We start from the raw sequence: 26,284 nt of genomic DNA, 5'->3' as shown, positions 1-26,284 counted from the left end.
TCAGACGTTAAGAACCAACAGTTGATGCCTTTAGAGCTCGTAGAAAAAATTATACTCTTGTTTTTATTAATCAAGTCATTTCATCATAAATAATCATACACAAGAAACAGAAACAAAATTATCCGGACAAAAAGAATAGACCCTTGAATAATCACTGGTCTAACATTGTATTGGATTACTAAAAAAAACAATAATAACTTTCAGAAAAAAAAGGGCTGTTAATACAGCCCTTTTTTTTATGCTTCTTTCGTTTTATTTAACTTGGAATTCTTGTAGCCGTATGAGAAATATATGACTAATCCTATGAGCAACCAAATTACAAATATGATCCAATTACTTGCCCCAAGCTCAGACATCAAATAAAGATTGATTAACACGCCAATTACTGGCAATAGCGAGAACTTATACTTAAAGCTCATGACGCTTAAAACAGCCCAAGTAAGCCAAAAGATGATCACTAATGACTTATGGATTAGAATATTCGCAGAACCCATTTCCAACCAATGTGATAAATTCTCATCACTGTATTTATAGGTTAGAATCAATGCAATAATCATCCCTACACCTACAATGTATTTCCCGTTGATATAGGGAACTTTAAATTTAGAGCGTGCCGATAAACCAGAATGATCCATGTATAACACCCCAGCACATACGAGGATAAAGGCAAAGAATGTTCCTACACTCGTTAAATCGACGAAGAAATCCATCTTAAAAAACAAAGCAGGAATAGCAACAACAAAGCCCGTAACGATCGTCGCAAATGAAGGTGTCTTATACTTAGGGTGAATCGTAGAAAATTTCTTCCAAAGTAGACCATCTCTACTCATTGTCATCCAAATTCTTGGTTGCGCTAATTGAAACACCAAAAGTGCCGATGTGATAGCGATAACCGAAGTGACCGAGATAATACCCGCCATATGATCAAAACCGACGTAAGAGAACACATAGGCTAATGGATCCTTGACATTAAGTTCCTTATAGTTTACCATACCAGTTAACACGATCGTTATGGCAACGTAGAGTACAGCACAGATAACCAAACAGTAAATCATTGCTCGCGGCAAATCACGCTGCGGATTCTTACATTCTTCTGCAGTAGTAGATATCGAATCAAACCCAATAAAGGCGAAGAACACAGCTGCAACACCACTCATCACCCCCGCAAGACCATTTGGAGCAAATGGAGTCCAATTTTCAGGCTTAACAAAGAATATACCACCGAAAATTACAGCGAGAATAATCCCCACTTTAATAATAACCATGATATTACTCGCTCGTTGCGATTCTTTTATCCCTATGTAAACTAAGGCGGTAACCAATACCGTAATTAAGCCCGCTGGCATATCAAAGATAATCGGCATATCTAGAAAACGAGGAGCGGTTTCATAGGCTTGTAACGCAACTTTCTCTATGTTCTCTAATTGATCTGCGCCAACTGACAATGCCTTCGTATGCGCATCTAAAGCGTATCCAGGAGCCATCGTCATCCATTTGGGTAGATTTATTCCAAAGCCCTCGAGCATAGAAACAAAATATTGAGACCAAGATATTGCAACCACCATATTGGAAACGGCATATTCTAAGACGAGTGCCCACCCAATGATCCAAGCAAATAACTCCCCAAAGGCAACATAAGCATAGGTATACGCGCTCCCAGAAACAGGAACCGTACTCGCAAACTGTGCATAGGACAATGCCGTAAACACACATGCAAATGCTACGAATACAAAAAGGAGTGATACAGCTGGGCCGCCATTATAACTTGCTAAACCAATCGTAGAGAAGATCCCTGCTCCCACGATCGCAGCAATTCCTAGAGAAATTAAATCCTTGACGCCTAGTATTTTCGCTAAGCCTGAACCGCCATGTTCAGCATCGGAAAGAATCTGATCTACGCTTTTTTTGCGGAACAGTCTATTTGCCATATTTAGTTAAATTATTGGATTAAGAATACAAAAGTCTAAAAATTTATGATAAATATGTCATATTATCCTGAATATATACATAGATATCTTTAAAATTTCGCAGATGTTCTGCTTCGTATTCTACTAAAACTTCGGTTAGGTTCTGATGATAGTCAGGTGTTGTTTGGAAGTCCCAAACCCGCTTTGAGATGTTGAATAACGGTTTGGAAATCTGACTTAGGTCTTTATACTCGAAGATATAACGGGATTCAATAAAACGATCGTAGAACTTAAAGAAACCATCCATATCTGTCACACCGATTATCGACAAATAATTTGTCAATGCGCTTCGATTCACGTGCTCCAGATGCTCATATAAGCGCGCGACGTTAACCAACTCATGTTTGATTAATAAATGGTCCAGTAAAAGTTCAATTGCAATATGCGCGAGAAAAGAGGCTCGGATTGGCAGGCCTTTTAATACAGGTTCCAACTTTTTTCGAAGCACATGACAATGCTCCAAAAAGAATTCGCTACTATGGAATAGTTTATCCACTTCGACATGTCGATACCATCCCTCGGATATCGCTAGACTAAGTGGTTGTACAAAAAGTTCTTCTTCGAAACGCTGCGGATGAAATACATAAGTTTTATCCACATTCTTCAGCAAATCAGGGAGCAAAGATCCCAGCACACGTTCCGATTGTGTAGCATATCGTTCGAAATAGAAATGAGAAAGAAAGTTCATCCTATCCTGGCTATAATCCTATAAATTATCTGTAAGATACAGTAATATCTCTTATCTTTGCAACTTAATTAAAAAATCTTAAGGGTTAAACTATGAGCTTTGTAGAAGAATTACGTTGGAGAGGCATGCTTCAAGACATCATGCCAGGCACAGAGGATTTGTTAAATAAAGAACAAGTATCTGGCTATATAGGATTCGATCCTACAGGAGATTCACTACACGTAGGCCATTTAACTCAAATCATGACCTTAATCCATTTCCAACATGCTGGCCATAAGCCAGTAGCGTTAGTGGGTGGAGCAACAGGTATGATTGGCGACCCTTCATTTAAATCAGCTGAAAGAAATCTTTTGGATGAGGCTACACTAAACCACAATGTAGATTGTTTGAAAAAGCAATTAGCGAAGTTTTTAAACTTCGGTGATGGTGAAACCGATGCAAAGATGGTCAACAACTACGACTGGTTTAAGGATTTTAAATTCTTAGATTTTATTCGTGATGTTGGTAAGCTGATTACCGTGAATTACATGATGTCCAAAGATTCTGTAAAGAAACGTTTGGAGGGTGACAATGGTCTATCTTTTACCGAATTTACCTATCAATTAATTCAAGGTTATGATTTCTATTATCTATGGAAACATCACAATTGTAAAATTCAAATGGGTGGCTCCGATCAATGGGGAAACATTGTAACTGGAAGTGAAATGATCCGTCGTCAGGATCAAGGAACAGCCTTTGCATTGACCACACAACTAATCAAGAAAGCAGACGGTCAGAAATTCGGAAAAACAGAATCTGGTGCTGTATGGTTAGATGCGAAAAAGACATCACCATATAAGTTCTTCCAATTCTGGTTGAATACTTCAGACGATGACGCTAAAAACTGGATTAAAATTTTCACGCTACTTCCGAAAGAAGAAATCGATGCTATTATCGCCGAACATGAGACTGCCCCACATCTACGTGTAGTCCAAAAGGCATTAGCAAAAGATATCACTATCAGAACGCACTCTGAGAAGGATTATGAAACCGCAGTGAAGACTTCCGAGTTCTTATTCGGAAACGGATCATTAGATTTCCTTGCGGATTTAGAACATGATGGAGTATTAGAAGTTTTTGATGGAGTACCTCAATTCAACTTATTGAAAGAAAAGTTGGAAGCTGGCATCAACGTTCTGGACTTATTAGCAGTTGATACCGCAGTTTTCCCATCCAAAGGCGAAGCGCGTAAAATGCTACAAGGGGGAGGTGTTTCTCTAAACAGAGAAAAGCTTACGGATATTGAACAAATGATCAATGAGTCCAACTTGATTGACAATAAATACTTGATTATCCAACGCGGAAAGAAAAACTATTATTTAGTCACTGTTGGATAAACACAACCATAAAAAGAAGAAGGGCCAATCGACGATTGGCCCTTCTTCTTTTTATGGTTAATTGTGCTTAATTATCTTGATTTCATAGTCAACCTCTTGCAGTTCGCGCTGGTTACTAACCATTCTAGGCACTAAAAATACCGTATAGACACTTCGATCTTCAGGTACAAAGGAAATCCCAACAAATGAAATATCAGACTTGTTTGAGAATTGAAAACGAAGCTCACTAGAATTAAATTCATGGAAATAGCTTACCTCGTGCACTGCTAAGGTTCTATCTCCTATGGAAGTCGATTGCCCTTTAAGGATCTTCAAATCTTTACTAACGTTGTTTCCAAAATTCGCAAAGCGAACCTTAACTTTTCCAGCTGGAGGTGTAATCAAATTATCTTCAACAACCTTCATCTCTATCTTATCTCGTCCATAGAAGAATAAAGAATACACTTTACTCGCAGAAAATTGCTGCCCTGCACGAAATACCTCACTATTTTTCTCCCGATTATAAAGGGATATACTACGCTCACCAGGAAACACACTTTTATGCCTAACAAAACTTCCCAAATCAAAATATTCATTTGTATTCAGAACCTTATCATCTATTTTAAAATCTAGCCCAAGGCTCCCGTAAATAGCATTATAGGCAGCAGCACCAGAAAACGTCGTTTGGTTATGTGGGAGATCAGAAGATAGATCATCTTTTTGGCAACTCATGAAAAGTAGAGCGCTGAAAAAAACAACAGATATATGTTTGAGGCTTCTCAGAATATTCATATCAACAAAAAACAATTATTATTTACCCTTACTAACGAGTTTGGAAAGCTTATTGCTACAAGGATAGATAAATCAAATCAATCAAAGCGAACAATTCTCTCATTTTTTTTTAAGTTTGTAGAAGAAAAATAGCGTCATTTACATGGCTAAATTAAATACATTTAAAAACGGTAGTGGATCGACAGGGACAAAGAAGGCTAAGAATACTACTTTATCCTATCAAAAACGAAGCACACGCAAATCATTCGACCAAATTAACTTCTCTGAAGGACAACGGAAAGCGTTGAAAATCCTAGGGTTATTTCTGCTATTATTAGCCGGACTTTTCGCAGTTGCCTTTATTTCATATTTATTCACTTGGAAAGCGGATCAAAGCTACATAGCAGCGACCAATGGTGGCTGGAGTACGCTCTTGAACACAGCAGATGAACTACATGATGATAACACGGAGATTCCCCTCGTCGAAAACAAGCTAGGGAAGTTTGGTGCGTTACTCGCCAACCAATTTATTTATGAATGGTTTGGTGCCGCATCTTTCCTATTTATCGTTGTACTTTTTGTTATTGGGTATAAATTCCTTTATAAAAAATCTATCCTTCCGGTATGGAAAACCTTACTGTATTGTGCAGTGTCTATACTTTTTCTATCGGTAACTTTCGGTTTTATTCAAGACTTTATCTACGATACACCACATATTCTTGAAGGTAAATTTGGCTTCTGGACAAATCAAATCCTCAAGTCTCAAATCGGTGTTGTTGGAACCGCAGGACTACTAATCTTTATTCTACTAACCGCCCTTGTTTTAGTTTATAATCTAGACTTGAAACTATCGTTCCAAGGAAACAATGCCCTGGAAGACGATGAAGAAGAAGAGGATGAAGAATTGACGGATGAGCAACTCATCAGTCACAGCAATACCATTAACAAACCGAAAGCAAACGAGGTAGCGACTCATACTTACGCGCACCCTGTAGAAGAGGCGGTGACACGACCTCGTCCTGTGGAAAAAGAGGAAATAGAAGAACCCGAAGACTTAACAGTTTCGCTTCCTTTATCGGTTAATACGGTTAAATCTGCACCAGTAACTACGCCAGAAAAAACGGATGAAATTGCATTCAGTATCGAAGAGCCTGAATTTGAAGAGGCGGATGAAGAACTTGTTGCGAGTCCAAACTTAACAGTTGCCAAGGTTGTGGAAGAGAAACCGATCTCAGCAAATGATTTAGTAGAAAAATTCGGCGAATACGACCCTAAACTTGATTTATCAGGCTATAAATATCCTACATTGGATTTATTAAAAGATTATGGCACTGGAAAAATCACTATAAATCAACAAGAACTAGAGGCGAACAAAAATAAAATTGTAGAAACCTTAAGAAATTATAGCATTGAAATCGAACATATCAAAGCGACTATCGGTCCTACTGTAACGCTTTATGAGATTATCCCGAAACCAGGTGTTCGTATTTCAAAAATCAAAAACTTGGAAGATGATATCGCCCTAAGCTTAGCCGCTTTAGGAATTCGTATTATCGCGCCGATGCCAGGGAAAGGAACTATTGGTATTGAGGTTCCAAATAGCAGCCCAGAAATGGTGTCTATGCGTTCTATCCTCGCTACAGAGAAGTTTCAAAAGACAGATATGGATTTACCTATTGCTTTAGGTAAAACAATCTCCAATGAGGTTTATATTGCCGATTTAGCAAAAATGCCTCACTTACTTGTTGCTGGGGCAACAGGACAAGGTAAATCAGTTGGTATCAATGCAATTTTGACTTCCTTGCTATATAAAAAGCACCCCGCAGAATTAAAATTTGTATTAGTCGATCCCAAGAAAGTTGAGCTTTCGCTATTCAAGAAAATCGAAAGGCATTTCTTAGCGAAGCTTCCAAACGAGGATGATGCAATTATTACCGACACGAAGAAAGTGATTAACACTTTAAATTCATTGTGTATTGAAATGGATCAACGTTATGATTTGTTAAAAAATGCACAAGTAAGGAATTTAAAGGAATATAATGTAAAATTTATCAATCGTCGATTAAACCCTGAGGAGGGTCATCGATTCTTACCATTTATAGTTCTTGTTATTGATGAGTTTGCCGATTTGATGATGACGGCAGGTAAAGAGGTAGAAACACCGATTGCTCGATTAGCACAGTTAGCACGTGCGGTAGGAATTCACTTGGTCATTGCTACGCAAAGACCGTCTGTGAACATTATTACTGGTACGATTAAAGCGAACTTCCCAGCACGTCTAGCCTTCCGCGTTTTGTCGAAAATCGATTCACGCACCATCTTAGATAGTGGCGGTGCGGATCAATTGATTGGACGTGGAGATATGCTACTAGCAACAGGTTCTGACTTAATCCGTATCCAATGTGCATTCGTGGATACGCCGGAAGTCGATGATGTTTCTGAATTTATCGGATCGCAACGCGGATATCCTTCAGCACATTACCTACCGGAATATATTGATCCGAATGGTGATAGTGATGGTATTCCAGACTTCGACCCTTCTGACCGCGATCAGCTATTCGAAGAAGCTGCGCGATTAATCGTTATGCATCAACAAGGTTCAACATCTTTAATACAGCGGAAATTAAAATTAGGTTACAACCGCGCTGGACGAATTATCGATCAATTGGAAGCTGCAGGGATTGTAGGTCCATTTGAAGGAAGTAAAGCACGCGAGGTGCTCTATCCAGATGATTATTCGTTAGAACAATTTTTGGAAACATTAAGAAAAGATAATTAAAGATGATTAGAGTTGTTTATTTATTGTTGGCATTGTTCTCGGTGAGTAGTGCCGTTGCACAGGATCGCTATGCGAAATCCCTTTTGGACGAAGTATCCAAAAAATATGATAGCTACAAAACCATTCAGTCAAACTTCACGTTCAAGGCTGTACAAACTAAAGGCGAAAGCTATACAGACAAGGGCGAGATGTTTTTAAACAAGCCAGCACAGCAATATAAAATCGTATTGCCAGCGCAAGAATTGATTTCTGATGGTAAATCTGTATGGTCTGTTTTGAAAGAAGATAAAGAAGTTCAAGTTTCAGAGGCTGATCATAGTAATGAATCTATCGGTCCAAACAACATTTTCACGTTCTATAAAACTGGCTTCAAATACATCAGTATGGATGATGAAACGGTATCGAGCGCTGGAAAATTAAAGGTAGTCGAGTTGTCGCCAATCGACACTAAACGAAATTACTTTAAGATTAAACTGCGGGTAAACAAGAATAATCACATCCACGATGTCACCGTTTTTGATAAATCTGGATCACGTTATACCTATACGATTAACACCTTGTTTGTCAATAACTCAGTTACTCCTCAAACGTTTCAATTCCAAAAGGGAAATTATCCAGGATTTGAAGTCGTTGACTTGAGATAGCTATTCTATTCTAGAAATAAGATATCACATGAGCTCCTGCAAAGGGGCTCATTTTTTTTGGAGTAGACAATATACTTCTGCTTCAATTCTTCGAAACTGCTTCATACCTTAGCCCTTTGCGAGAGAACAACATAAGACTGTAGCAAGACGAATAGTAAAGGTACGTTTGAAGACATAAAAAAAGGGTATTGACGCTTGTTCAATACCCTTTCAGACTTTCGTCTACTATGTGCTAAAGATTAATTATTTGCTATTCGAACGAATAATACCAAGCTCTAGACCACGGAGCTCTGCTAAGCCTCTCAAACGTCCTATCGCCGAATACCCGGGATTGGTAACTTTATTTAAATCATCTAACATTTGATGGCCATGATCTGGACGGAATGGAATTGGCTGCTTTCTCTTTTGATTCTCTGCAACTAGCGCTTCCATCACTTTAAACATATCTACATCACCGTCTAAATGATCAGCTTCATAAAAACTGCCAATCGCGTCACGTTTTACGTTTCTAAGGTGAACAAAATTCACTCGGTGTTTCACTAAATCAAATATTGCAGGAAGATCGTTCTTTGGTCCGGCTCCTAAGGAACCCGTACAAAAACAGATACCGTTAAATTCCTTCGATTGCTCTGTTATAATATAATTTAAGTCTTCGGCATTACTCACAATACGAGGTAAACCCAATATTGGATAAGGAGGATCGTCCGGATGGATAGTCATTAAGACACCGTTCTCTTCACAAACCTCAGCAATGCTGTTTAGGAAGTAGAGTAAATTTTTTCGTAAGCCATCAAAACCAATTTCAGAATAAACCGAAATACTATTTTGCAATGAATCTAACGTAATATCGCTCTCTCCAGGAATTCCCATCAGAACGACTCTTTCCAATTCACTTAACGCATTTTGATCCAAGCTTTGAAATTTATTTTCCGCGTCTTCTTGAACATTGGTTGGATAATCATTTTTAGCATCCTGACGCTTCAATATATAAATATCGAAGATAGCCAGATCAATCCAATCGAAGTACAATGCCTTAGAACCGTCTTTCATTGTTAAGTCTAGCTGCGTGCGCGTCCAATCTAATACCGGCATAAAGTTATAGCATACGGTCTTGATACCACAAGAGGCTAGATTTTTCAGGGATTGCTTATAACGCTCAAGATACTCATCTCTGTTGGGAGCGCCGGTTTTGATTGCCTCATGAACAGGTACACTTTCGACAACAGACCAAGTTAAACCTGCTTCTTCTATAATTCGTTTTCTTTCTTTTATATCTTCTAATGGCCAAACTTCGCCATGCGCTATATGATGTAGCGCTGAAACAATACCGGTTGCTCCGGCTTGTTTAACGTCTTGTAAGGACACCGAATCATTCGGACCATACCATCTCCATGTTTGTTCTAAAAATTGCATACAGGTCTTTATATTATACGCCACACCAAGAATTAAATCCACCGTCAACAAATACAGTCTCACCAGAGACGAATGCTGAAGCCTCACTAAGTAGATATACCAATGTTCCTTCTAATTCGCTTGGGTCTCCTAAACGTTGGTAAGGTGTACCATTGATGAACTTCTGCGCTCTTGGGCTATAAGTTCCATCAGGATTAGTTAATAATGCTCTATTTTGTTCAGTCAAAAATACCCCAGGTGCAATTGCATTTACCCGTACTTTATCGCCATACCGAAGTGCTAATTCCGTTGACATCCATTTCGTAAATCCATCGATTCCGTGTTTTGCAACGGTGTATCCCAATACGCGAGTTAATGGTCGGCTAGCAGCAAGGGAAGAAATATTGATAATGGCTCCTATTCCTTTCTCTGCAATCACTTGTCCCAAAATCATCGTTGGAATGATAGTACCATACAAGTTAAGTTCAATTGCTTTGATCGTATCTTGAATCTTATTATCGAATATGTTTTGATCGTCTCCGATCGTTGCGCCAGGTATATTTCCACCTACAGCATTAATCAAACCGTCTATTGTTCCAAATGCCTTTAGGATTGATTCTTTCGCTTCGTGTACAGATTGCTCATTCATTACATCAGCAATCACACCAATGGCCTCTGCTCCTAAAGATTTTGCTTGTTCAACTCGTTCGTCGATTTTCTCCTGACTACGCCCAATGATACAAACTTTGGCGCCGGCTTCAGCAACCGCCCGGACAAAGGATTTACCCAAGATACCGGTACCACCGGTTATAACAATTACCTTATCTTTCAGAGAAAATTTATCTAGAATACTCATAGTTTATGGTCTGATTAATTCTTTCAATGATAAACAATTTATCGATAAATATTATGCATTTTTAAGACATTTATTACGTAATCGTTTGCGAAGATATTCCTTGGGAAGCGATTTAAAACCACTATCTTGCATTATTTAATAACCTATGCCACACGTTTTATCATTTGGAGAAATACTAATCAGACAACAAAGTGTTGGAGATAGTTTCTTTGGAAGTCAAGAGAACTTATTAAGAATTTACCCCGGCGGATCTGAAGCAAATGTTGCTTGTTCTTTAGGACAGATGGGTACAGCAGTCCAATATGCAAGTGCCTTCCCTACAAATAAGCTTAGCGAGGAAGTTTTATCCGTATTAAATCAACACCAAGTAGATACATCAAAATGCCTCCAAATTGGCGATCGAATTGGATCTTATTTTCTTTTGTCAGCTAATGGATTGACAAAAGGAGAAGTCATATACGACCGTAAGTATTCTAGCTTTTCTCAATTACAAGCAGCGGATTTGGATTTCGACAAGCTGTTCGAGGATGTTGATTGGTTACATTGGACAGCGCTCACGCCTGCTTTAAATCAAGAAATGGCAGATGTTATGCTCTTGGTTCTGCAAGAAGCAAAAAACCGTGGGATTTATATTTCTGTGGACTTAAATTATAGAAACCGCCTTTGGCAATATGGGAAGTCTCCATTGGAGATCATGCCTGAATTACTGGCGTATTGCCAAGTTATAATGGGTAATATCTGGGCAGCAAACACTATGGCAGGAATTCCTGTACCAGAATCTCTAGATCGGCACACAGCGAAATCTGATCTAGTAGAAGCTGCGAATAGCTCTGCTGCAGCATTATTCGCAAAATTCCCGCAAGTGGAACATATTGCAAATACGTTCCGCTTTATGGATAACCCAACGCATAATCTATTCTTTGGCACCTACCATTCAAAAACAGAAAATACCGTATCGACAACCTACGAAACAAATGAGATTATTGATCGTATTGGTTCGGGTGATGCATTTATGGCGGGACTCATTCATGCGCTATGCATGACCAAGGATGCTCAAGAAATAATTAATATCGCAACAGGGGCTGGTTATGAAAAACTATTCGTTGAAGGCGATTTTGGAAATGGAAAATATTAAGAAGATGCAAATCGATCAAATAATAGAGAAAATTAAAGCTTACCCGGTTATACCGGTATTCTATCATGATGATGTTGAAGTCTGTAAACAAGTTGTAAAGGCTTGCTACGACGGGGGTATTCGTGTTTTTGAATTTGTTAATCGAGGAAAGAATGCACAAGTAAATTTCCAGGCATTGGTAGAATATAAAAAGCTTGCTATGCCAGAATTGACTTTGGGTATTGGAACAATCCTCAGCAGTGACGCTGCCGAAAGCTTTCTTGCTTTAGGTACCGAATTCTTAGTGAGCCCAATCTTTGTTGCTGAACTTGCGGAAACAGCCAAGAAAAGTAACTGTCTTTGGATTCCAGGATGTATGACTCCTACGGAAATTGCCAATGCCATGTTTGCTGGTTGTGGCTTTGTCAAGCTATTCCCTGGCGAGACACTTGGTCCATCATTTTTAAATGGAATTAAACCTTTGTTCCCGACTATGAAGTTTATGCCGACTGGTGGTGTGGATGTCGAGGAGAATAATATCAAAAATTGGTTCGCCGCAGGAGTTACTTCTGTCGGTATGGGTTCCAAATTGTTTAAACTACAAGACGGACACTATAACCTGCAAGACATTAGCGAAAATTGTCGCAAAGTTTTAGGCTGGGCTAAAGCCTAAAAACCTTACAAGGAGACTTCGGAAATAGAATGATGAGCCATGATTCTATTTTCGAAACTTCGTATGTTACCCTTATCGATTAAGACCTCCAGAACGAGTACTAAACCTTCCTTATTCAACGTTTGATTCTTTATCTTCAATTGCTTTGTCAACGGACGAATATCTTCTATAAAATCTTCCTTTCCTGATAATTGATGGCTATCGAATTTTACGGTCACCACCTTTACTAAATTCCTTAACACATACCGATTTAGAATCGGTCCAGAAATAATAATCGAAAAACACGCTCCTAAGAATATAATTGCGGTGATAAACATCCCAAAACCGATAGCCATACCTACCGCTGCGGACATCCAAATAATACTAGCGGTCGTCAAGCCATTGACATTAACACCATCTTTAAAAATCACTCCTGCGCCCAGAAAACCAATCCCTGAGACAACATAAGAGGCAATCCGCGTGGCATCTTCCGACTCCCCCGCTCCTAGTTTCATGGAAAGGATAGAAAATAAGGTACTCCCTAAACAAATAATCGATATGGTTTTAAAACCCGCCGATTTATCTTTCCACTCCCTTTCAAATCCTAATAAAAATCCTGCTCCCAGCGATAAAAATGCTTTGAACAAATCATTCCAGTCAAAAATAAATTGATCCGTGATCATCTCCATATTCATAGTATCTATAAACTCCTTCTGTTTTAAATCAAATCTACTTAACATTAAATTCATATAAAACACATATCGTTCGATAATATCGATAAATCCTGTATTTTAACAAGCAAAAAAATGGTCTGGACTCCAAAGGAATCCAGACCATTTTATATCCATGCCTAAAAGGCACGTTGATCTTAATGACTAGTCTTCTTCTTTAGAAGCTAATAATTGATCGTATTCTTCACGAGAACCTACAATGATATTGCTGTACTTACGTAAACCAGTACCTGAAGGAATCAAGTGACCAACAATTACGTTTTCTTTCAAGCCTAACAAGTTATCGCGTTTACCTGCGATTGCTGCCTCATTCAATACTTTTGTAGTTTCCTGGAAGGAAGCTGCAGAGATGAATGATTTAGTACCTAGGGACGCTCTAGTAATACCTTGTAATAATGGACTTGAGGTAGCAGGAATAGCATCGCGTACTTCCACTAACTTCATATCTTGGCGTCTTAATACAGAGTTTTCTTCACGTAATTTACGTAATGTAACAATCTGACCTGGACGTAAAGAATTAGAATCTCCCGCTTCAACAACAACTTTTTTGTCGTATAATGAATCGTTTTCTTCCATGAAGTCCCATTTATTTACAGCTTCTTTCTCTAAGAAACGAGTATCTCCTGGATCCTCAATATTCACTTTCTGCATCATTTGGTGAACGATAGTTTCAAAGTGCTTATCGTTGATTTTTACCCCTTGTAGGCGGTAAACCTCTTGGATACCATTTACGATATATTCTTGTACTGCCGCAGGACCTTTGATTGATAAGATATCTGAAGGAGAAATCTGACCGTCAGATAAAGGCATACCTGCTTTAATAAAGTCGTTATCTTGTACTAAGATGTGCTTAGAAAGTGGAACCAAGTATTTTTTCACTTGACCGTCACGAGATTCAATAGAAATCTCACGGTTACCACGTTTAACACCACCTAATGAAACTACACCGTCAATTTCAGTAACAACAGCAGGGTTTGAAGGGTTACGAGCCTCGAATAACTCTGTTACACGAGGAAGACCACCCGTAATATCTCGGGTCTTACCTGTTGAACGAGGAATCTTAACTAATACTGCACCTTCTTTAACTTTCTGTCCATCTGAAACGGATACGTGAGCTCCTACTGGAATATTGTAAGAACGAATAATTTCGCCTTTGTTATCCAATACCTTGATCATCGGGTTTTTCGTCTTATCACGAGTTTCGATAATTACTTTCTCCTTGTGACCTGTTTGTTCATCAGATTCTTCACGGAAAGTAACACCTTCGATAATCGCATCAAACTCAACCTTACCTGCAAATTCCGAGATAATCACAGCATTATATGGATCCCAATCAACTAGTTTAGAACCTTTTTCTACTGTATCGCCTTCTTTTACGAATAAATTCGAACCGTAAGGGATGATTTGTTGGTAAAGAACTTTATTTTCTTCGTTCACAACTTTAATCTCACCTGAACGACCTAACACTACTTGGTAAGGACCATCTTCGCCTTCTTTTTCAACGGTACGAACGTTTTCAAATTCGATACGACCATCATATTTAGCGATAACTGAAGATTCAGCAGCAATGTTCGACGCCGTACCACCGACGTGGAACGTACGAAGTGTTAACTGTGTACCTGGCTCACCAATTGATTGCGCTGCAATTACACCGACAGCTTCACCTAATTGAACACGTTTACCAGATGCTAAGTTACGTCCGTAACAACAAGCACATACACCACGTTTTGATTCACAAGTTAATACTGAACGAATTTCAACGCCTTCAATACCTGCAGTTTCGATAGCCTCAGCAATTTCTTCTGTGATATCTTCATTTGCAGCAACGATTAATTCATCAGTAACAGGATCAATAACATCGTTTAATGGTGTACGACCTAAAATACGATCGTATAATGGTTCAACGATATCATCGTTATCTTTTAATGCTGTAGTGTAGATACCACGTAAACCGTTACAATCTTGTTCTACAACAATCATATCCTGTGCAACGTCATGTAAACGACGAGTTAAGTAACCCGCATCCGCCGTTTTTAACGCCGTATCGGCAAGACCTTTACGCGCACCGTGGGTAGAAATAAAGTACTCTAATACGGATAATCCTTCTTTAAAGTTAGATAAGATCGGGTTTTCGATAATCTCACCACCTGAAGTACCAGACTTCTGAGGTTTCGCCATCAAACCACGCATACCACATAACTGACGAATCTGCTCTTTAGAACCACGAGCTCCAGAGTCCAACATCATGTAAACAGAGTTGAAACCTTGGTTGTCGTTCGAAAGAATATCCATTACGTGCGCTGTCAAACGGTTGTTGATACGCGTCCAGATATCGATAATCTGATTGTAACGCTCGTTGTTCGTAATGAAACCCATGTTATAGTTACTCATTACTTCCTCAACTTCATTCGTAGCTTGAGCAATAAGATCAGCTTTCGCAGCAGGAATATTTAAATCTTGCAAGTTGAACGACAAACCACCTTTGAAGGCTGTTTGGAATCCTAACTCTTTCATATCATCTAAGAATTTCGCAGCACGAGCCATACCTGTGCTCTTCACGATTTCCCCAATAACATTACGCAAAGATTTCTTAGTCAACAACTCATTAATGTAACCTACTTCTTCAGGAACAACCTGATTAAAGATTACACGACCTACAGTTGTGTCAATAATTGCTTCTACAATCTCTCCTTCTTTGGTTCTGATGTTAGTTTTTACCTTAATGAATGAGTGAAGATCAACTTTCTTCTCATTTAAAGCAATAATAACCTCTTCCGCAGAATAGAATGTACTTCCTTCACCTTGCATTCTACGGCTATCATCAGACTTACGGCCTTTAGTAATATAATAAAGACCCAATACCATATCTTGTGATGGTACCGTAACTGGAGATCCGTTTGCAGGGTTAAGAATGTTGTGTGCAGCCAACATTAAGATTTGGGCTTCCAAAATTGCAGCATTACCTAAAGGTAAGTGAACCGCCATCTGGTCACCATCAAAATCGGCGTTGAACGCTGTACAAACCAATGGGTGTAATTGGATTGCTTTACCTTCTACTAACGTAGGTTGGAAAGCTTGAATACCCAAACGGTGAAGCGTAGGTGCACGGTTTAATAATACAGGGTGTCCTTTCAATACATTTTCTAGGATATCCCATACTACTGGATCCTTGCGGTCAACGATTTTCTTCGCAGATTTAACCGTTTTAACAATACCTCTTTCAATCATCTTACGAATGATGAATGGTTTGTATAATTCCGCCGCCATGTCTTTAGGAAGACCACACTCGTGTAATTTCAAGTGAGGACCAACGACAATTACCGAACGAGCAGAATAGTCAACACGCTTACCTAATAAGTTTTGACGGAAACGACCTTGTTTACCTTTCAAAATATCAGAAAGAGATTTCAACGCACGGTTACCTTCAGTTTTCACTGCGTTTACCTTACGTGAGTTGTCAAACAAGGAATCCACAGCTTCTTGAAGCATACGCTTCTCGTTACGTAAGATTACTTCTGGAGCTTTGATTTCGATCAAACGTTTCAAACGGTTATTACGAATAATAACACGACGATATAAATCGTTCAAATCGGAAGTCGCAAAACGACCACCATCCAAAGGAACTAAAGGACGTAATTCTGGTGGAATAATCGGAACAATCTTAACAATCATCCATTCTGGACGATTCTCAATACGATCATTAGCACCACGGAAAGCCTCTACAACATGTAAGCGCTTTAACGCCTCATTTTTACGTTGTTGAGAAGTCTCGTTGGCAGCTTGATGACGTAAGTCGTATGATAACTGATCTAAGTTAAGACGTCTTAATAAATCCTCAAGAGCATCAGCACCCATTTTAGCAACGAATTTCTGAGGATCGTTATCATCAAGATATTGGTTTTCTTTCGGTAGTGTATCTAAAATATCTAAGTATTCCTCTTCCGTTAAGAAATCCATATAAGAGATACCATCATCTTCTTTGATACCTGGTTGGATAACCACATATCTTTCGTAGTAGATGATCATATCTAATTTCTTCGTAGGAAGACCTAAAAGGTAACCAATCTTGTTAGGTAAAGAACGGAAATACCAAATATGCGCAACAGGAACCACCAAGTTGATGTGTCCCATACGCTCACGACGTACTTTCTTCTCCGTTACTTCAACACCACAACGGTCACAAACGATTCCTTTATAACGAATACGTTTGTATTTACCACAGTGACATTCATAGTCTTTTACTGGACCGAAAATACGCTCGCAGAATAGACCATCGCGTTCCGGTTTATAAGTACGGTAGTTGATAGTTTCTGGTTTAGTAACCTCACCACTTGAGCGCTCTAGAATAGTTTCTGGAGAAGCTAAGCTGATCGTAATCGATGTAAAGTTACTTTTGATTTTATTATCTTTTTTGTAAGACATACTTCGTAAAAAGTTATAGCTGTATGTAAAAGTTTAAGAGGAACGAGTCCTCTTAAACTCTGTATTGCTTGATTAATCCAATGTGATATCTAAACCTAAGCCGCGTAACTCATGCACCAATACGTTGAATGATTCAGGTACCGATGGAGTTGGTAAGTTATTACCTTTAACAATCGCTTCATAAGTTTTAGCACGTCCGACAACGTCATCCGATTTCACAGTTAAGATCTCTTGTAGGATATTCGAAGCACCGAATGCCTCTAATGCCCAAACCTCCATCTCACCAAAACGCTGACCACCGAACTGTGCCTTACCACCTAATGGTTGTTGAGTAATCAACGAGTAAGGACCAATAGAACGTGCGTGCATTTTATCATCAACCATGTGACCTAATTTCAACATGTAAATCACACCTACAGTAGTAGGTTGGTCAAAACGCTCACCAGTTAAACCGTTGTATAGATAAGTACGACCAGATTTTGGTAACTCAGCTTTTTCAACCCAATCTTCCACTTGGCCCATCTCTGCACCATCGAAAATTGGAGTGGCAAACTTAATTCCTAATTTCTGTCCAGCCCATCCTAAAACAGTCTCATAGATCTGTCCAAGGTTCATACGAGATGGTACCCCTAGTGGATTCAATACGATATCTACCGGTGTTCCGTCTGCTAAGAAAGGCATATCTTCATCACGTACGATACGTGCTACGATACCTTTGTTACCGTGACGACCAGCCATCTTATCCCCAACTTTCAATTTACGTTTTTTAGCAACATAAACCTTAGCCATTTGAACAATTCCTGATGGAAGCTCATCACCCACTGAAATCGCAAATTTCTCACGTTTGAATGCACCTAACTCTTCATTAACTTTAATGCTGTAGTTATGTAGCGCATACTTGATCAATTCGTTCTTATCTTCATCAGTCGTCCATCCTGTTGGATTAACGTTTGTGTAATCGATATCAGTAAGGATCTTTTGAGTGAATTTCGCACCTTTAGCTACAAATAGTTCTTTGTAAACATTGTAAACACCTTGACTAGTCTTGCCATTTACAATATTGAACAATTTGTCAACCAAACGTTCTTTAAGCACTCTTAAGTTTTTCTCATGTACTGTTTCCAATTTCTCTAAAGCTTTACGCTCAACTTCTTTGGACATTTTCTTCGCACGAGAGAATAATTTCGTATCAATAACAACACCCTTGATTGAAGGAGGAGTTTTTAAAGATGCATCTTTAACATCACCTGCTTTATCACCGAAGATTGCACGTAATAACTTCTCTTCTGGTGAAGGATCAGATTCACCTTTAGGTGTAATCTTACCAATCAAAATATCACCTTCGCCAACCTCAGCACCGATACGGATAATACCGTTCTCATCAAGGTCTTTTGTTGCTTCTTCCGAAACATTAGGGATATCTGCTGTTAATTCTTCTTCACCACGTTTAGTATCACGAACCTCTAATTCAAACTCTTCAATATGCAATGAAGTGAATAAATCTTGCGATACAACACGCTCAGAGATTACAATCGCATCCTCAAAGTTATATCCTTGCCAAGGCATGAACGCTACTTTCAAGTTACGACCTAATGCTAATTCTCCGTCTTCCGTTGCATAACCCTCACATAATACTTCACCTTTTTGAACTTTCTGACCTTTTCTTACGATAGGCTTTAAGTTGATACAAGTATTCTGGTTGGTCTTTTTGAACTTCGTTAATTTGTACACTTTAACATCATCATCGAATGAAACTAAGCGTTCATTCTCGTTACGGTCATAACGAATATGGATTTCTTGAGCATCAACATATTCTACAGTACCGGAACCTTCAGCGTTAATTAATGTACGCGAATCGCTGGCAACACGTGCTTCCAAACCAGTACCTACAACAGGTGCTTGTGGACGTAATAATGGCACAGCTTGACGTTGCATGTTTGATCCCATCAATGCACGGTTAGCATCATCATGCTCCAAGAAAGGAATTAATGAAGCCGCGATTGAAGTAATCTGGTTAGGAGCAACGTCCATATAGTCTAATTTCTCAGGCTCAATAATCGGGAAGTCACCCTCATATCTTGCTTTAACCTTAGGATCTAAGAAATTACCTTTATCATCATAAAGCGCGTTTGCTTGCGCGATAGTTTTACCGTCTTCGTCTTCTGCCGACAAATAAACAACAGGTTGATCAACGACTACTTTACCGTCCTTAACTTGACGATAAGGTGTCTCAATGAAACCTAAATTATTAATCTTCGCATGTACAGAAAGAGAAGAAATCAAACCGATGTTTGGACCCTCTGGAGTCTCGATTGTACACAAACGACCGTAGTGTGTGTAGTGAACGTCACGAACCTCGAAACCAGCACGCTCACGAGAAAGACCACCAGGACCTAAAGCTGAAAGACGACGCTTGTGCGTAATCTCCGCTAATGGATTGGTTTGGTCCATGAACTGAGAAAGCTGATTTGTTCCGAAGAACGAATTGATAACAGATGATAATGTACGAGCATTAATCAAATCTGTAGGAGTGAACACCTCATTATCACGAATGTTCATGCGTTCACGAATCGTACGTGCCATACGAGCCAAACCAACACCAAATTGTGCGTATAATTGTTCACCAACTGTACGAACACGACGGTTTGACAAGTGGTCAATATCATCAACCTCTGCTTTAGAGTTGATCAAATTGATCAAATACTTCACAATTGCGATAATATCTTCACGCGTTAAAACCTTAGTATTTGAATCTGTACCAAGTTTCAATTTACGGTTGATACGGTATCTACCCACATCTCCTAAATCATAACGCTTGTCTGAGAAGAATAAACGATCGATGATACCACGAGCAGTTTCCTCATCAGGTGGTTCAGCGTTACGTAATTGACGATAGATATGCTCCACCGCTTCCTTCTCGGAGTTCGAAGTATCCTTTTGTAAAGTGTTGTATATAATTGAATAGTCCGCATTATTAGACTCATCTTCTTTAGCAAGGATAATAGATTTAACACCTGCTTCAATGATTAAGTCAATGTGGTCTTCTTCTAAAACTGTTTCACGTTCAAAGATGATCTCATTACGATCGATAGATACTACTTCACCAGTATCCTCATCTACAAAATCCTCTGTCCATTTATTCAATACCCTAGCCGCTAAACGACGACCAACATATTTCTTCAAGCCCGATTTACTAACTTTAACTTCGTCAGAAAGATCGAACAATTCTAAGATATCTTTATCTGAATCAAAACCGATTGCACGTAATAACGTAGTAACCGGGAATTTTTTCTTACGGTCGATATATGCATACATCACGTTATTAACGTCTGTTGCAAATTCGATCCAAGATCCTTTAAAAGGAATTACCCTTGCAGAATAAAGTTTAGTACCATTTGTATGTCTACTTTGACCGAAGAAAACACCAGGTGATCGGTGTAGCTGAGAAACGATTACACGCTCTGCTCCATTGATCACGAAAGTACCTTTTGGAGTCATGTATGGAATAGTTCCTAAATACACATCTTGTACTATGGTTTCGAAATCTTCGTGTTCCTCATCATTACAAGATAACTTCAATTTTGCCTTCAAAGGTACGCTATAAGTCAAGCCACGCTCTATACACTCTTGGATATCGTAACGCGGTGGATCAATGAAATAATCCAAAAACTCAAGCACAAAGATGTTTCTTGAATCAGAAATAGGGAAGTTTTCGGCGAAAACCTGATAAAGCCCCTCCTGATGGCGGTCGTCGGAAGTAGTTTCTAATTGAAAAAACTCCTTGAAAGACTCCAATTGCACATCCAAGAAATCTGGGTAATCAATTACCTTCTTACTTGTCGCAAAATTTATTCTTTCTTTTTGCATATTATTGTTTGCCAAGGGAATAAGAATTTAGTTTAAAAAAACTGAGCTAACGTCTGTTGAATTTTTCTGCCGATCGCACCTCAACAGGCGTGCGATCCATAGTATTGTTATAAACAGGAATAGACTCTGATAGATTATACCTATCAGAGTCTAAATTTTTGGTGCTTTATGCGAGATTATTTAATCTCAACAACAGCTCCAGCTTCTTCTAATTGTTTTTTCAAAGCTTCAGCTTCGTCTTTAGAAACACCAGTTTTCAATTCTTTAGGTGCTCCGTCAACTAAATCTTTAGCTTCTTTCAAACCTAGACCAGCTAAGTCTTTTACTAATTTAACTACTGCTAATTTTTGACCGCCAGCTTCTTTCAAGATTACGTCAAAAGAAGTTTTTTCTTCAGCAGCAGCAGCGCCTTCACCAGCAGGTGCAGCAGCAACAGCTACAGCAGCAGCAGCAGGCTCGATGCCATACTCATCTTTAAGGATGTCAGCTAATTCTTTAACTTCTTTTACTGTTAAGTTCACTAACTGTTCAGCAAGTTGTTTTAAATCTGCCATTTTATTTTGAATTTTTGAATGTTCTTTAAAAAATATTGTTAATTAATTTGCAACGAACGTTGTTTTAATAGAGGGTTCGTTAGCCTCTTTCTTCTAAAGCTTTTACTAAGCCTGAAATTGTATTTCCACCCGATTGAAGAGCAGAGATAACATTCTTCGCAGGCGATTGTAATAGAGCGATAACGTCTGCAACAAGTTCCTCTTTAGATTTAAGAGTTACTAATGCCTCAAGTTGGTTGTCACCTACGAATGCAGTTTCTTGAATATACGCTGCTTTCAATACTGGTTTGTCACCTTCTTTACGTAATTGCTTAATTAATTTCGCTGGAGCATTTCCGGTTTCCGAGAACATCATTGTAGATGCACCTTTTAACACGCCGAAAAGTTCTTCTGAATCAACACCTGCTTCTAATAAAGCTTTCTTAATCAAAGTGTTCTTAACCACTTGGATCTCGATGCCTTGCTCGAAACATTTGCGACGAATGTTAGTCACTTTTTCAACAGATAAATCAGCGGTATCAGCAATATAAAAATTACCGTAGGATTTAATCTGCTCTGCTAAAGCTTGAACAATTTCTTGTTTTAGTTCTTTTCTCATGATTAAATTCCCGCTACTGATTTAGTCTCCACATGAATACCAGGACTCATGGTTGAAGAGATGTGAATACTCTTGAAGTACGTTCCTTTTGCTGCAGACGGTTTCAAACGCGAGATAGTTTGTAATACCTCTAATGCGTTATCATAAATCTTGTCTGCATCGAAAGACACTTTACCAACTGAAGTATGGATGATACCGGTTTTATCAACTTTGAAATCGATCTTACCACCTTTAACCTCTGTTACAGCTTTACCAACTTCGGTAGTTACTGTACCAGTTTTAGGGTTAGGCATTAAGTTTCTTGGACCTAAAATACGACCCAATTTACCTACTTTTGCCATAACACTAGGCATAGTGATGATGATGTCAACGTCAGTCCAACCACCTTCGATTTTGCTGATATAGTCATCAAGACCTACGAAATCGGCGCCTGCCGCTTTAGCTTCTTCTTCCTTATCAGGAGTACACAATACTAAAACGCGAACAGTCTTACCAGTTCCGTGAGGTAATGTTGAAATACCACGAACCATTTGATTTGCTTTACGAGGATCTACGCCCAAACGAACGTCGATATCCACTGAAGCATCAAATTTGGCAGTAGTAATCTCTTTTACTAAAGCCGCGGCTTCTTTCAAAGAGTACGCTTTACCAGCTTCAATTTTGGATAGTGCCGCTTTTTGATTTTTTGTTAATCTAGCCACTTTCTTAAACTGATTTCGTTAATTAATTTTTCCAAGGAGCATCACCAGATACAGTGATACCCATACTACGCGCAGTACCTGCTACCATTTTCATAGCAGACTCTACTGTAAATGCATTTAAATCTGGCATTTTATCTTCCGCAATAGTCTTTACTTGATCCCAAGTAATAGCAGCTACTTTTTTACGGTTAGGCTCTCCAGATCCGCTTTTCAGCTTAGCAGCGTCTTTTAATTGAACTGCAACTGGAGGAGTTTTGATGATAAAATCAAAAGATTTGTCGGCATATACAGTGATAACAACAGGCAATACTTGACCTGGTTTATCTTGCGTACGAGCGTTAAATTGCTTACAGAAATCCATAATGTTCACACCTTTAGCACCTAATGCAGGTCCTACTGGAGGAGATGGATTTGCAGCACCGCCCTTCACTTGTAATTTTACTAACGCACTGACTTCTTTTGCCATTTTGTTTTGTTATTTAATTTGTTAAATGTTTGTTAGTAAGTTGGAAGCAATAACGTAACATTTACTTTTCTCGTTTGAACAAAACGGAGTTTTGCATACAAACGAGGTGCAAAGATATATATTAATTCCGAGAATCTAAAAGATTTTTTACTTTTTATTAGGAGTATTTCAAAAGAAAGAATTTTTAAGCAATTAAACAAATATATTATTCAATTTAAGATTAAACCCCCAGATAATCAAGATGTTTATTTCGCTAATAAAAGACGGACCTGTCCTCCCCAAGCACCTACAACCAAATCCTCCTTACCATCACCATTCACATCGCCAACTCCAATACCCCACGCTCTTTCTACCGTAATCTTTGGAATAACATCCGCCGTCGCAAATTCATAAACCCCTTTCCCATTATTACGAAGTGCCTGCATTTGAAAGGCCTCAAACGGTGGAATCTTAATGGCGCTTAAAATAATATCCATGTCCCCATCGCGATCAAAGTCGATAGCTGCAGCAGCATAAGTCGAAAAATCATATGCTGGTATACGTTGCTCCGTTTCATCAACAAACAGACCTCGCCCCTTATTGATAAACAGGCGACCGCGTGGATCCCGCTCTCGCTTCCCCCCGTTGCTAGTCAAATTCGCGAAAAACAAATCTATTAAGCCGTCCGCATTAGCATCCACCGCAATAACTTGCCTGCTGTGTAAATCTACACTTTGAGCCAACTTCCCTTCCTCTTCCTTAAACTTGCCTTTTCCATCATTAAAATACAAACGACTTGGCGGCCGCTCGTTACCTAAAACGATATCCAAATCACCATCATTATCCACATCAACTAACAACACCGATTGCGTAAGATCATGATGATTGGGCAAATCTCCCGGTGAAGAATTATTAAATTTACCAGGTGTTTCATTACTATTTAACCAGAGAAAATTCTTTGGCGACTCCCCCGTATTCCCAATAACCACATCAAGCAAACCGTCATTATTTACATCCCCAATAGCTAAACCGTTTCCCTCACTCTTTGCCAGTAGTCGGTCTGATACATCTCGAAAAGTACCATCGCCATTCCCTAAATAATATTCATGATTTTGATCATCCTCTGCCACGAATAATACATCCATAAATCCATCGCCGTCCAAATCCCCTACGCGCACATGTTCAGAATCATGACTAGCATTTTTAAAGACATTCTTAATCCATTGAAATTTTCCATTTCCTAAATTTCGATAATATCGATTCGGTTCCTTTTCCAAAGCCAACACAATATCTAGCCAACCGTCTCTATCGATATCCGCCAATGCAACATCTAACGCATGGGTATTCGAATCGATTGGCATATTACTTTCCGTCAAATCAATAAAGTATGTTGATTCGTTTTCAGCAGGTTGTGCCGAACAATTAAAACAGAAAAAAAGTATAAACAAGAATACAGGAGAAATTTTAGACATATTCATCGTAGGAATGTTAAGCGGCTGAACAGAGAAAACAATAAACAACCAATATTGTTTGAAAAGTCATTTCCAGCCATTAATCTAATTTACAAGATTTCACATCAAGAACAGTGAATCTACTGAAACCAAAGATAAAACGATAGAAGGATAATATACGCCTAAAGCCGATGTAGGTGAACTAACAAACCGCAGAAATTAATCGTTTATAAACATGCGAGCTCCGAAAAAAATACAAAACAAAAAAAAGGCGCTGCAGTTGCAACGCCTAATATTTTTATATCAAATACTTATTAAAAATAACGCTAATAAGTATTAAGTTACTCTTTTTCTACCTGCATGTAATTCAATTCAAGAGGAGTTTTACGACCGAATACTTTTACCATTACAGTTAATTTCTTCTTGTCTTCATGAACCTCTTCAATTTCACCGGTAAAGCCATTGAAAGGACCGTCACTTACTTTTACAGTTTCACCAACATAGTAAGGAACGTTAATGCTTTCACCTTGTTCAGCCATCTCGTCAACCTTACCTAAAATACGATTAACTTCTGCTGGACGTAAAGGAATTGCATTACCAGCTTTATCACCTAAAAATCCAATTACACTATTTACGTTTTTGATCGCGTGTTCAATCTCACCATCCAATGCCGCTTCGATCAAAACATAACCAGGGTAATAGTTACGTTCTTTCGCAACTTTCTTACCGTCACGCATTTGATAGTATTTTTCCATCGGGATTAATACTTGCGTAACTAAGTGTTGAATGCCTAAGCGATTAATTTCTGCCTCTAAATATTGTTTTACTTTCTTCTCTTTACCGCTCACAGCACGTACCACGTACCATTTTAAACTTTGATCTGCCATACTAATATTGGATTAGAAAATTAAGCTCCCGTACCGTACAACAACTCCATAATGTTACTTGAAGCTTTGTCCATAATTAAAACAACGATTGCAATAATCAAGGAAGCAACAAGCACGACTACTGCGTGACTTTGCAATTGAGACCAAGTAGGCCAAGTCACTTTCTCAGTAATCTCTGTATAAGAGTCTTTAATAAAATCAAGTACTTTTGCCATTTATAATTTTTCTAAGTTATTTGCACGGGCACTAGGATTCGAACCCAGATCGAAGGTTTTGGAGACCTCTATTCTACCTTTGAACTATGCCCGTGTAGCTTTGTATTTTGATGTTGCAAATATAGGTTTTCAAGCGCATTGCAACAAATATTATTTCACTTTATTATCAAAAAAATCGGCTTTTCATGTACTAGG

The 26,284-nt window shown here is 38.7% G+C and carries 20 protein-coding genes and 1 tRNA gene; 5 read left to right on the top strand and 16 right to left on the bottom strand.

Annotated features, from left to right (window positions below):
* Positions 1-236: 236 nt before the first annotated feature.
* Entirely contained in the window at positions 237-1,928 is a 1,692-nt protein-coding gene (locus tag GFH32_RS03690) for an amino acid permease (RefSeq protein WP_153509793.1), read from the bottom strand.
* Positions 1,929-1,971: 43 nt separating this feature from the next.
* Positions 1,972-2,655 (bottom strand): ACP phosphodiesterase, encoded by a 684-nt coding sequence (locus GFH32_RS03685; protein WP_153509792.1) that lies wholly within the window; start codon positions 2,653-2,655, stop codon positions 1,972-1,974.
* Positions 2,656-2,747: 92 nt separating this feature from the next.
* On the opposite strand from GFH32_RS03685, the gene tyrS reads away from it, so the two are divergent.
* Complete coding sequence (gene tyrS, locus GFH32_RS03680; RefSeq protein ID WP_153509791.1) at positions 2,748-4,031, top strand: tyrosine--tRNA ligase; 1,284 nt, start codon at positions 2,748-2,750, stop codon at positions 4,029-4,031.
* 57 nt (positions 4,032-4,088) lie between these two features.
* Here the strand turns inward: tyrS and GFH32_RS03675 are convergent, their stop codons facing one another.
* Complete coding sequence (locus tag GFH32_RS03675; protein WP_160366884.1) at positions 4,089-4,742, bottom strand: DUF4397 domain-containing protein; 654 nt, start codon at positions 4,740-4,742, stop codon at positions 4,089-4,091.
* A 202-nt stretch (positions 4,743-4,944) separates the two neighbouring features.
* On the opposite strand from GFH32_RS03675, the gene GFH32_RS03670 reads away from it, so the two are divergent.
* Together GFH32_RS03670 and GFH32_RS03665 are read left to right on the top strand one after the other, a co-directional pair.
* A complete protein-coding gene (locus tag GFH32_RS03670) occupies positions 4,945-7,560 on the top strand; it encodes an FtsK/SpoIIIE family DNA translocase (RefSeq protein WP_153509789.1) in 2,616 nt (871 codons plus the stop codon).
* A 2-nt stretch (positions 7,561-7,562) separates the two neighbouring features.
* The gene (locus GFH32_RS03665) at positions 7,563-8,204 is read left to right on the top strand and encodes a LolA family protein (RefSeq protein WP_153509788.1); all 642 of its coding nucleotides are present in this window, start codon (positions 7,563-7,565) and stop codon (positions 8,202-8,204) included.
* Positions 8,205-8,447: 243 nt separating this feature from the next.
* On the opposite strand, the gene uxuA is transcribed toward GFH32_RS03665, so the two are convergent.
* Positions 8,448-9,617 (bottom strand): mannonate dehydratase, encoded by a 1,170-nt coding sequence (uxuA, locus tag GFH32_RS03660; RefSeq protein ID WP_153509787.1) that lies wholly within the window; start codon positions 9,615-9,617, stop codon positions 8,448-8,450.
* Positions 9,618-9,630: 13 nt separating this feature from the next.
* The gene (locus GFH32_RS03655) at positions 9,631-10,452 is read right to left on the bottom strand and encodes an SDR family oxidoreductase (protein ID WP_153509786.1); all 822 of its coding nucleotides are present in this window, start codon (positions 10,450-10,452) and stop codon (positions 9,631-9,633) included.
* 145 nt (positions 10,453-10,597) lie between these two features.
* On the opposite strand from GFH32_RS03655, the gene GFH32_RS03650 reads away from it, so the two are divergent.
* Positions 10,598-11,587: a sugar kinase gene (locus tag GFH32_RS03650; RefSeq protein WP_153509785.1), complete on the top strand. Its 990-nt coding sequence runs from the start codon at positions 10,598-10,600 to the stop codon at positions 11,585-11,587.
* Positions 11,574-12,239, top strand: a complete 666-nt coding sequence (locus GFH32_RS03645) for a beta/alpha barrel domain-containing protein (RefSeq protein ID WP_228384208.1) — start codon at positions 11,574-11,576, stop codon at positions 12,237-12,239. The genes GFH32_RS03650 and GFH32_RS03645 overlap by 14 nt, the downstream gene beginning before the upstream one ends.
* Positions 12,240-12,244: 5 nt before the next feature.
* Here the strand turns inward: GFH32_RS03645 and GFH32_RS03640 are convergent, their stop codons facing one another.
* The 11 genes from GFH32_RS03640 to GFH32_RS03590 form a co-directional block, all read right to left on the bottom strand.
* Complete coding sequence (locus tag GFH32_RS03640; RefSeq protein ID WP_228384207.1) at positions 12,245-12,958, bottom strand: MgtC/SapB family protein; 714 nt, start codon at positions 12,956-12,958, stop codon at positions 12,245-12,247.
* Between the two features lie 135 nt (positions 12,959-13,093).
* Positions 13,094-17,371, bottom strand: coding sequence for a DNA-directed RNA polymerase subunit beta' (gene rpoC, locus GFH32_RS03635; RefSeq protein WP_153509784.1), 4,278 nt, complete (start codon positions 17,369-17,371; stop codon positions 13,094-13,096).
* A 72-nt stretch (positions 17,372-17,443) separates the two neighbouring features.
* Positions 17,444-21,238, bottom strand: a complete 3,795-nt coding sequence (gene rpoB / locus GFH32_RS03630) for a DNA-directed RNA polymerase subunit beta (RefSeq protein ID WP_370626524.1) — start codon at positions 21,236-21,238, stop codon at positions 17,444-17,446.
* Positions 21,239-21,414: 176 nt separating this feature from the next.
* Entirely contained in the window at positions 21,415-21,792 is a 378-nt protein-coding gene (gene rplL, locus GFH32_RS03625) for a 50S ribosomal protein L7/L12 (protein WP_153509782.1), read from the bottom strand.
* Positions 21,793-21,871: 79 nt separating this feature from the next.
* Entirely contained in the window at positions 21,872-22,390 is a 519-nt protein-coding gene (rplJ, locus tag GFH32_RS03620; RefSeq protein WP_153509781.1) for a 50S ribosomal protein L10, read from the bottom strand.
* 2 nt (positions 22,391-22,392) lie between these two features.
* Positions 22,393-23,091, bottom strand: coding sequence for a 50S ribosomal protein L1 (gene rplA / locus GFH32_RS03615; RefSeq protein WP_153509780.1), 699 nt, complete (start codon positions 23,089-23,091; stop codon positions 22,393-22,395).
* Between the two features lie 22 nt (positions 23,092-23,113).
* Positions 23,114-23,557 carry a 50S ribosomal protein L11 gene (gene rplK / locus GFH32_RS03610; protein WP_153509779.1) on the bottom strand — a complete coding sequence of 148 codons (444 nt, stop codon included), beginning with the start codon at positions 23,555-23,557 and terminating at the stop codon, positions 23,114-23,116.
* 245 nt (positions 23,558-23,802) lie between these two features.
* Positions 23,803-25,014, bottom strand: coding sequence for an FG-GAP repeat domain-containing protein (locus GFH32_RS03605; protein WP_153509778.1), 1,212 nt, complete (start codon positions 25,012-25,014; stop codon positions 23,803-23,805).
* A 314-nt stretch (positions 25,015-25,328) separates the two neighbouring features.
* Positions 25,329-25,874, bottom strand: coding sequence for a transcription termination/antitermination protein NusG (nusG, locus tag GFH32_RS03600; RefSeq protein WP_099365880.1), 546 nt, complete (start codon positions 25,872-25,874; stop codon positions 25,329-25,331).
* Between the two features lie 20 nt (positions 25,875-25,894).
* Positions 25,895-26,089: a preprotein translocase subunit SecE gene (secE, locus tag GFH32_RS03595; RefSeq protein ID WP_153509777.1), complete on the bottom strand. Its 195-nt coding sequence runs from the start codon at positions 26,087-26,089 to the stop codon at positions 25,895-25,897.
* Between the two features lie 23 nt (positions 26,090-26,112).
* Positions 26,113-26,183 (bottom strand) — tRNA-Trp (locus GFH32_RS03590).
* Positions 26,184-26,284: the final 101 nt, after the last annotated feature.

Origin of the sequence: Sphingobacteruim zhuxiongii, assembly GCF_009557615.1 — a bacterium.
GTDB classification, from domain to species: Bacteria; Bacteroidota; Bacteroidia; order Sphingobacteriales; family Sphingobacteriaceae; genus Sphingobacterium; species Sphingobacterium zhuxiongii.
The sequence above is the reverse complement of the archived record's forward strand: the minus strand, read 5'-3'. Positions and strand labels throughout refer to the sequence as shown.

Coding starts and splice junctions, on each gene's coding strand:
- GFH32_RS03690 (WP_153509793.1), bottom strand. CDS start 1,928: ATGGCAAATAGACTGTTCCGCAAAAAAAGCGTAGATCAGATTCTTTCC.
- GFH32_RS03685 (WP_153509792.1), bottom strand. CDS start 2,655: ATGAACTTTCTTTCTCATTTCTATTTCGAACGATATGCTACACAATCG.
- tyrS (WP_153509791.1), top strand. CDS start 2,748: ATGAGCTTTGTAGAAGAATTACGTTGGAGAGGCATGCTTCAAGACATC.
- GFH32_RS03675 (WP_160366884.1), bottom strand. CDS start 4,742: ATGAGTTGCCAAAAAGATGATCTATCTTCTGATCTCCCACATAACCAA.
- GFH32_RS03670 (WP_153509789.1), top strand. CDS start 4,945: ATGGCTAAATTAAATACATTTAAAAACGGTAGTGGATCGACAGGGACA.
- GFH32_RS03665 (WP_153509788.1), top strand. CDS start 7,563: ATGATTAGAGTTGTTTATTTATTGTTGGCATTGTTCTCGGTGAGTAGT.
- uxuA (WP_153509787.1), bottom strand. CDS start 9,617: ATGCAATTTTTAGAACAAACATGGAGATGGTATGGTCCGAATGATTCG.
- GFH32_RS03655 (WP_153509786.1), bottom strand. CDS start 10,452: ATGAGTATTCTAGATAAATTTTCTCTGAAAGATAAGGTAATTGTTATA.
- GFH32_RS03650 (WP_153509785.1), top strand. CDS start 10,598: ATGCCACACGTTTTATCATTTGGAGAAATACTAATCAGACAACAAAGT.
- GFH32_RS03645 (WP_228384208.1), top strand. CDS start 11,574: ATGGAAAATATTAAGAAGATGCAAATCGATCAAATAATAGAGAAAATT.
- GFH32_RS03640 (WP_228384207.1), bottom strand. CDS start 12,958: ATGTTAAGTAGATTTGATTTAAAACAGAAGGAGTTTATAGATACTATG.
- rpoC (WP_153509784.1), bottom strand. CDS start 17,371: ATGTCTTACAAAAAAGATAATAAAATCAAAAGTAACTTTACATCGATT.
- rpoB (WP_370626524.1), bottom strand. CDS start 21,238: ATGCAAAAAGAAAGAATAAATTTTGCGACAAGTAAGAAGGTAATTGAT.
- rplL (WP_153509782.1), bottom strand. CDS start 21,792: ATGGCAGATTTAAAACAACTTGCTGAACAGTTAGTGAACTTAACAGTA.
- rplJ (WP_153509781.1), bottom strand. CDS start 22,390: ATGAGAAAAGAACTAAAACAAGAAATTGTTCAAGCTTTAGCAGAGCAG.
- rplK (WP_153509779.1), bottom strand. CDS start 23,557: ATGGCAAAAGAAGTCAGTGCGTTAGTAAAATTACAAGTGAAGGGCGGT.
- GFH32_RS03605 (WP_153509778.1), bottom strand. CDS start 25,014: ATGAATATGTCTAAAATTTCTCCTGTATTCTTGTTTATACTTTTTTTC.
- nusG (WP_099365880.1), bottom strand. CDS start 25,874: ATGGCAGATCAAAGTTTAAAATGGTACGTGGTACGTGCTGTGAGCGGT.
- secE (WP_153509777.1), bottom strand. CDS start 26,089: ATGGCAAAAGTACTTGATTTTATTAAAGACTCTTATACAGAGATTACT.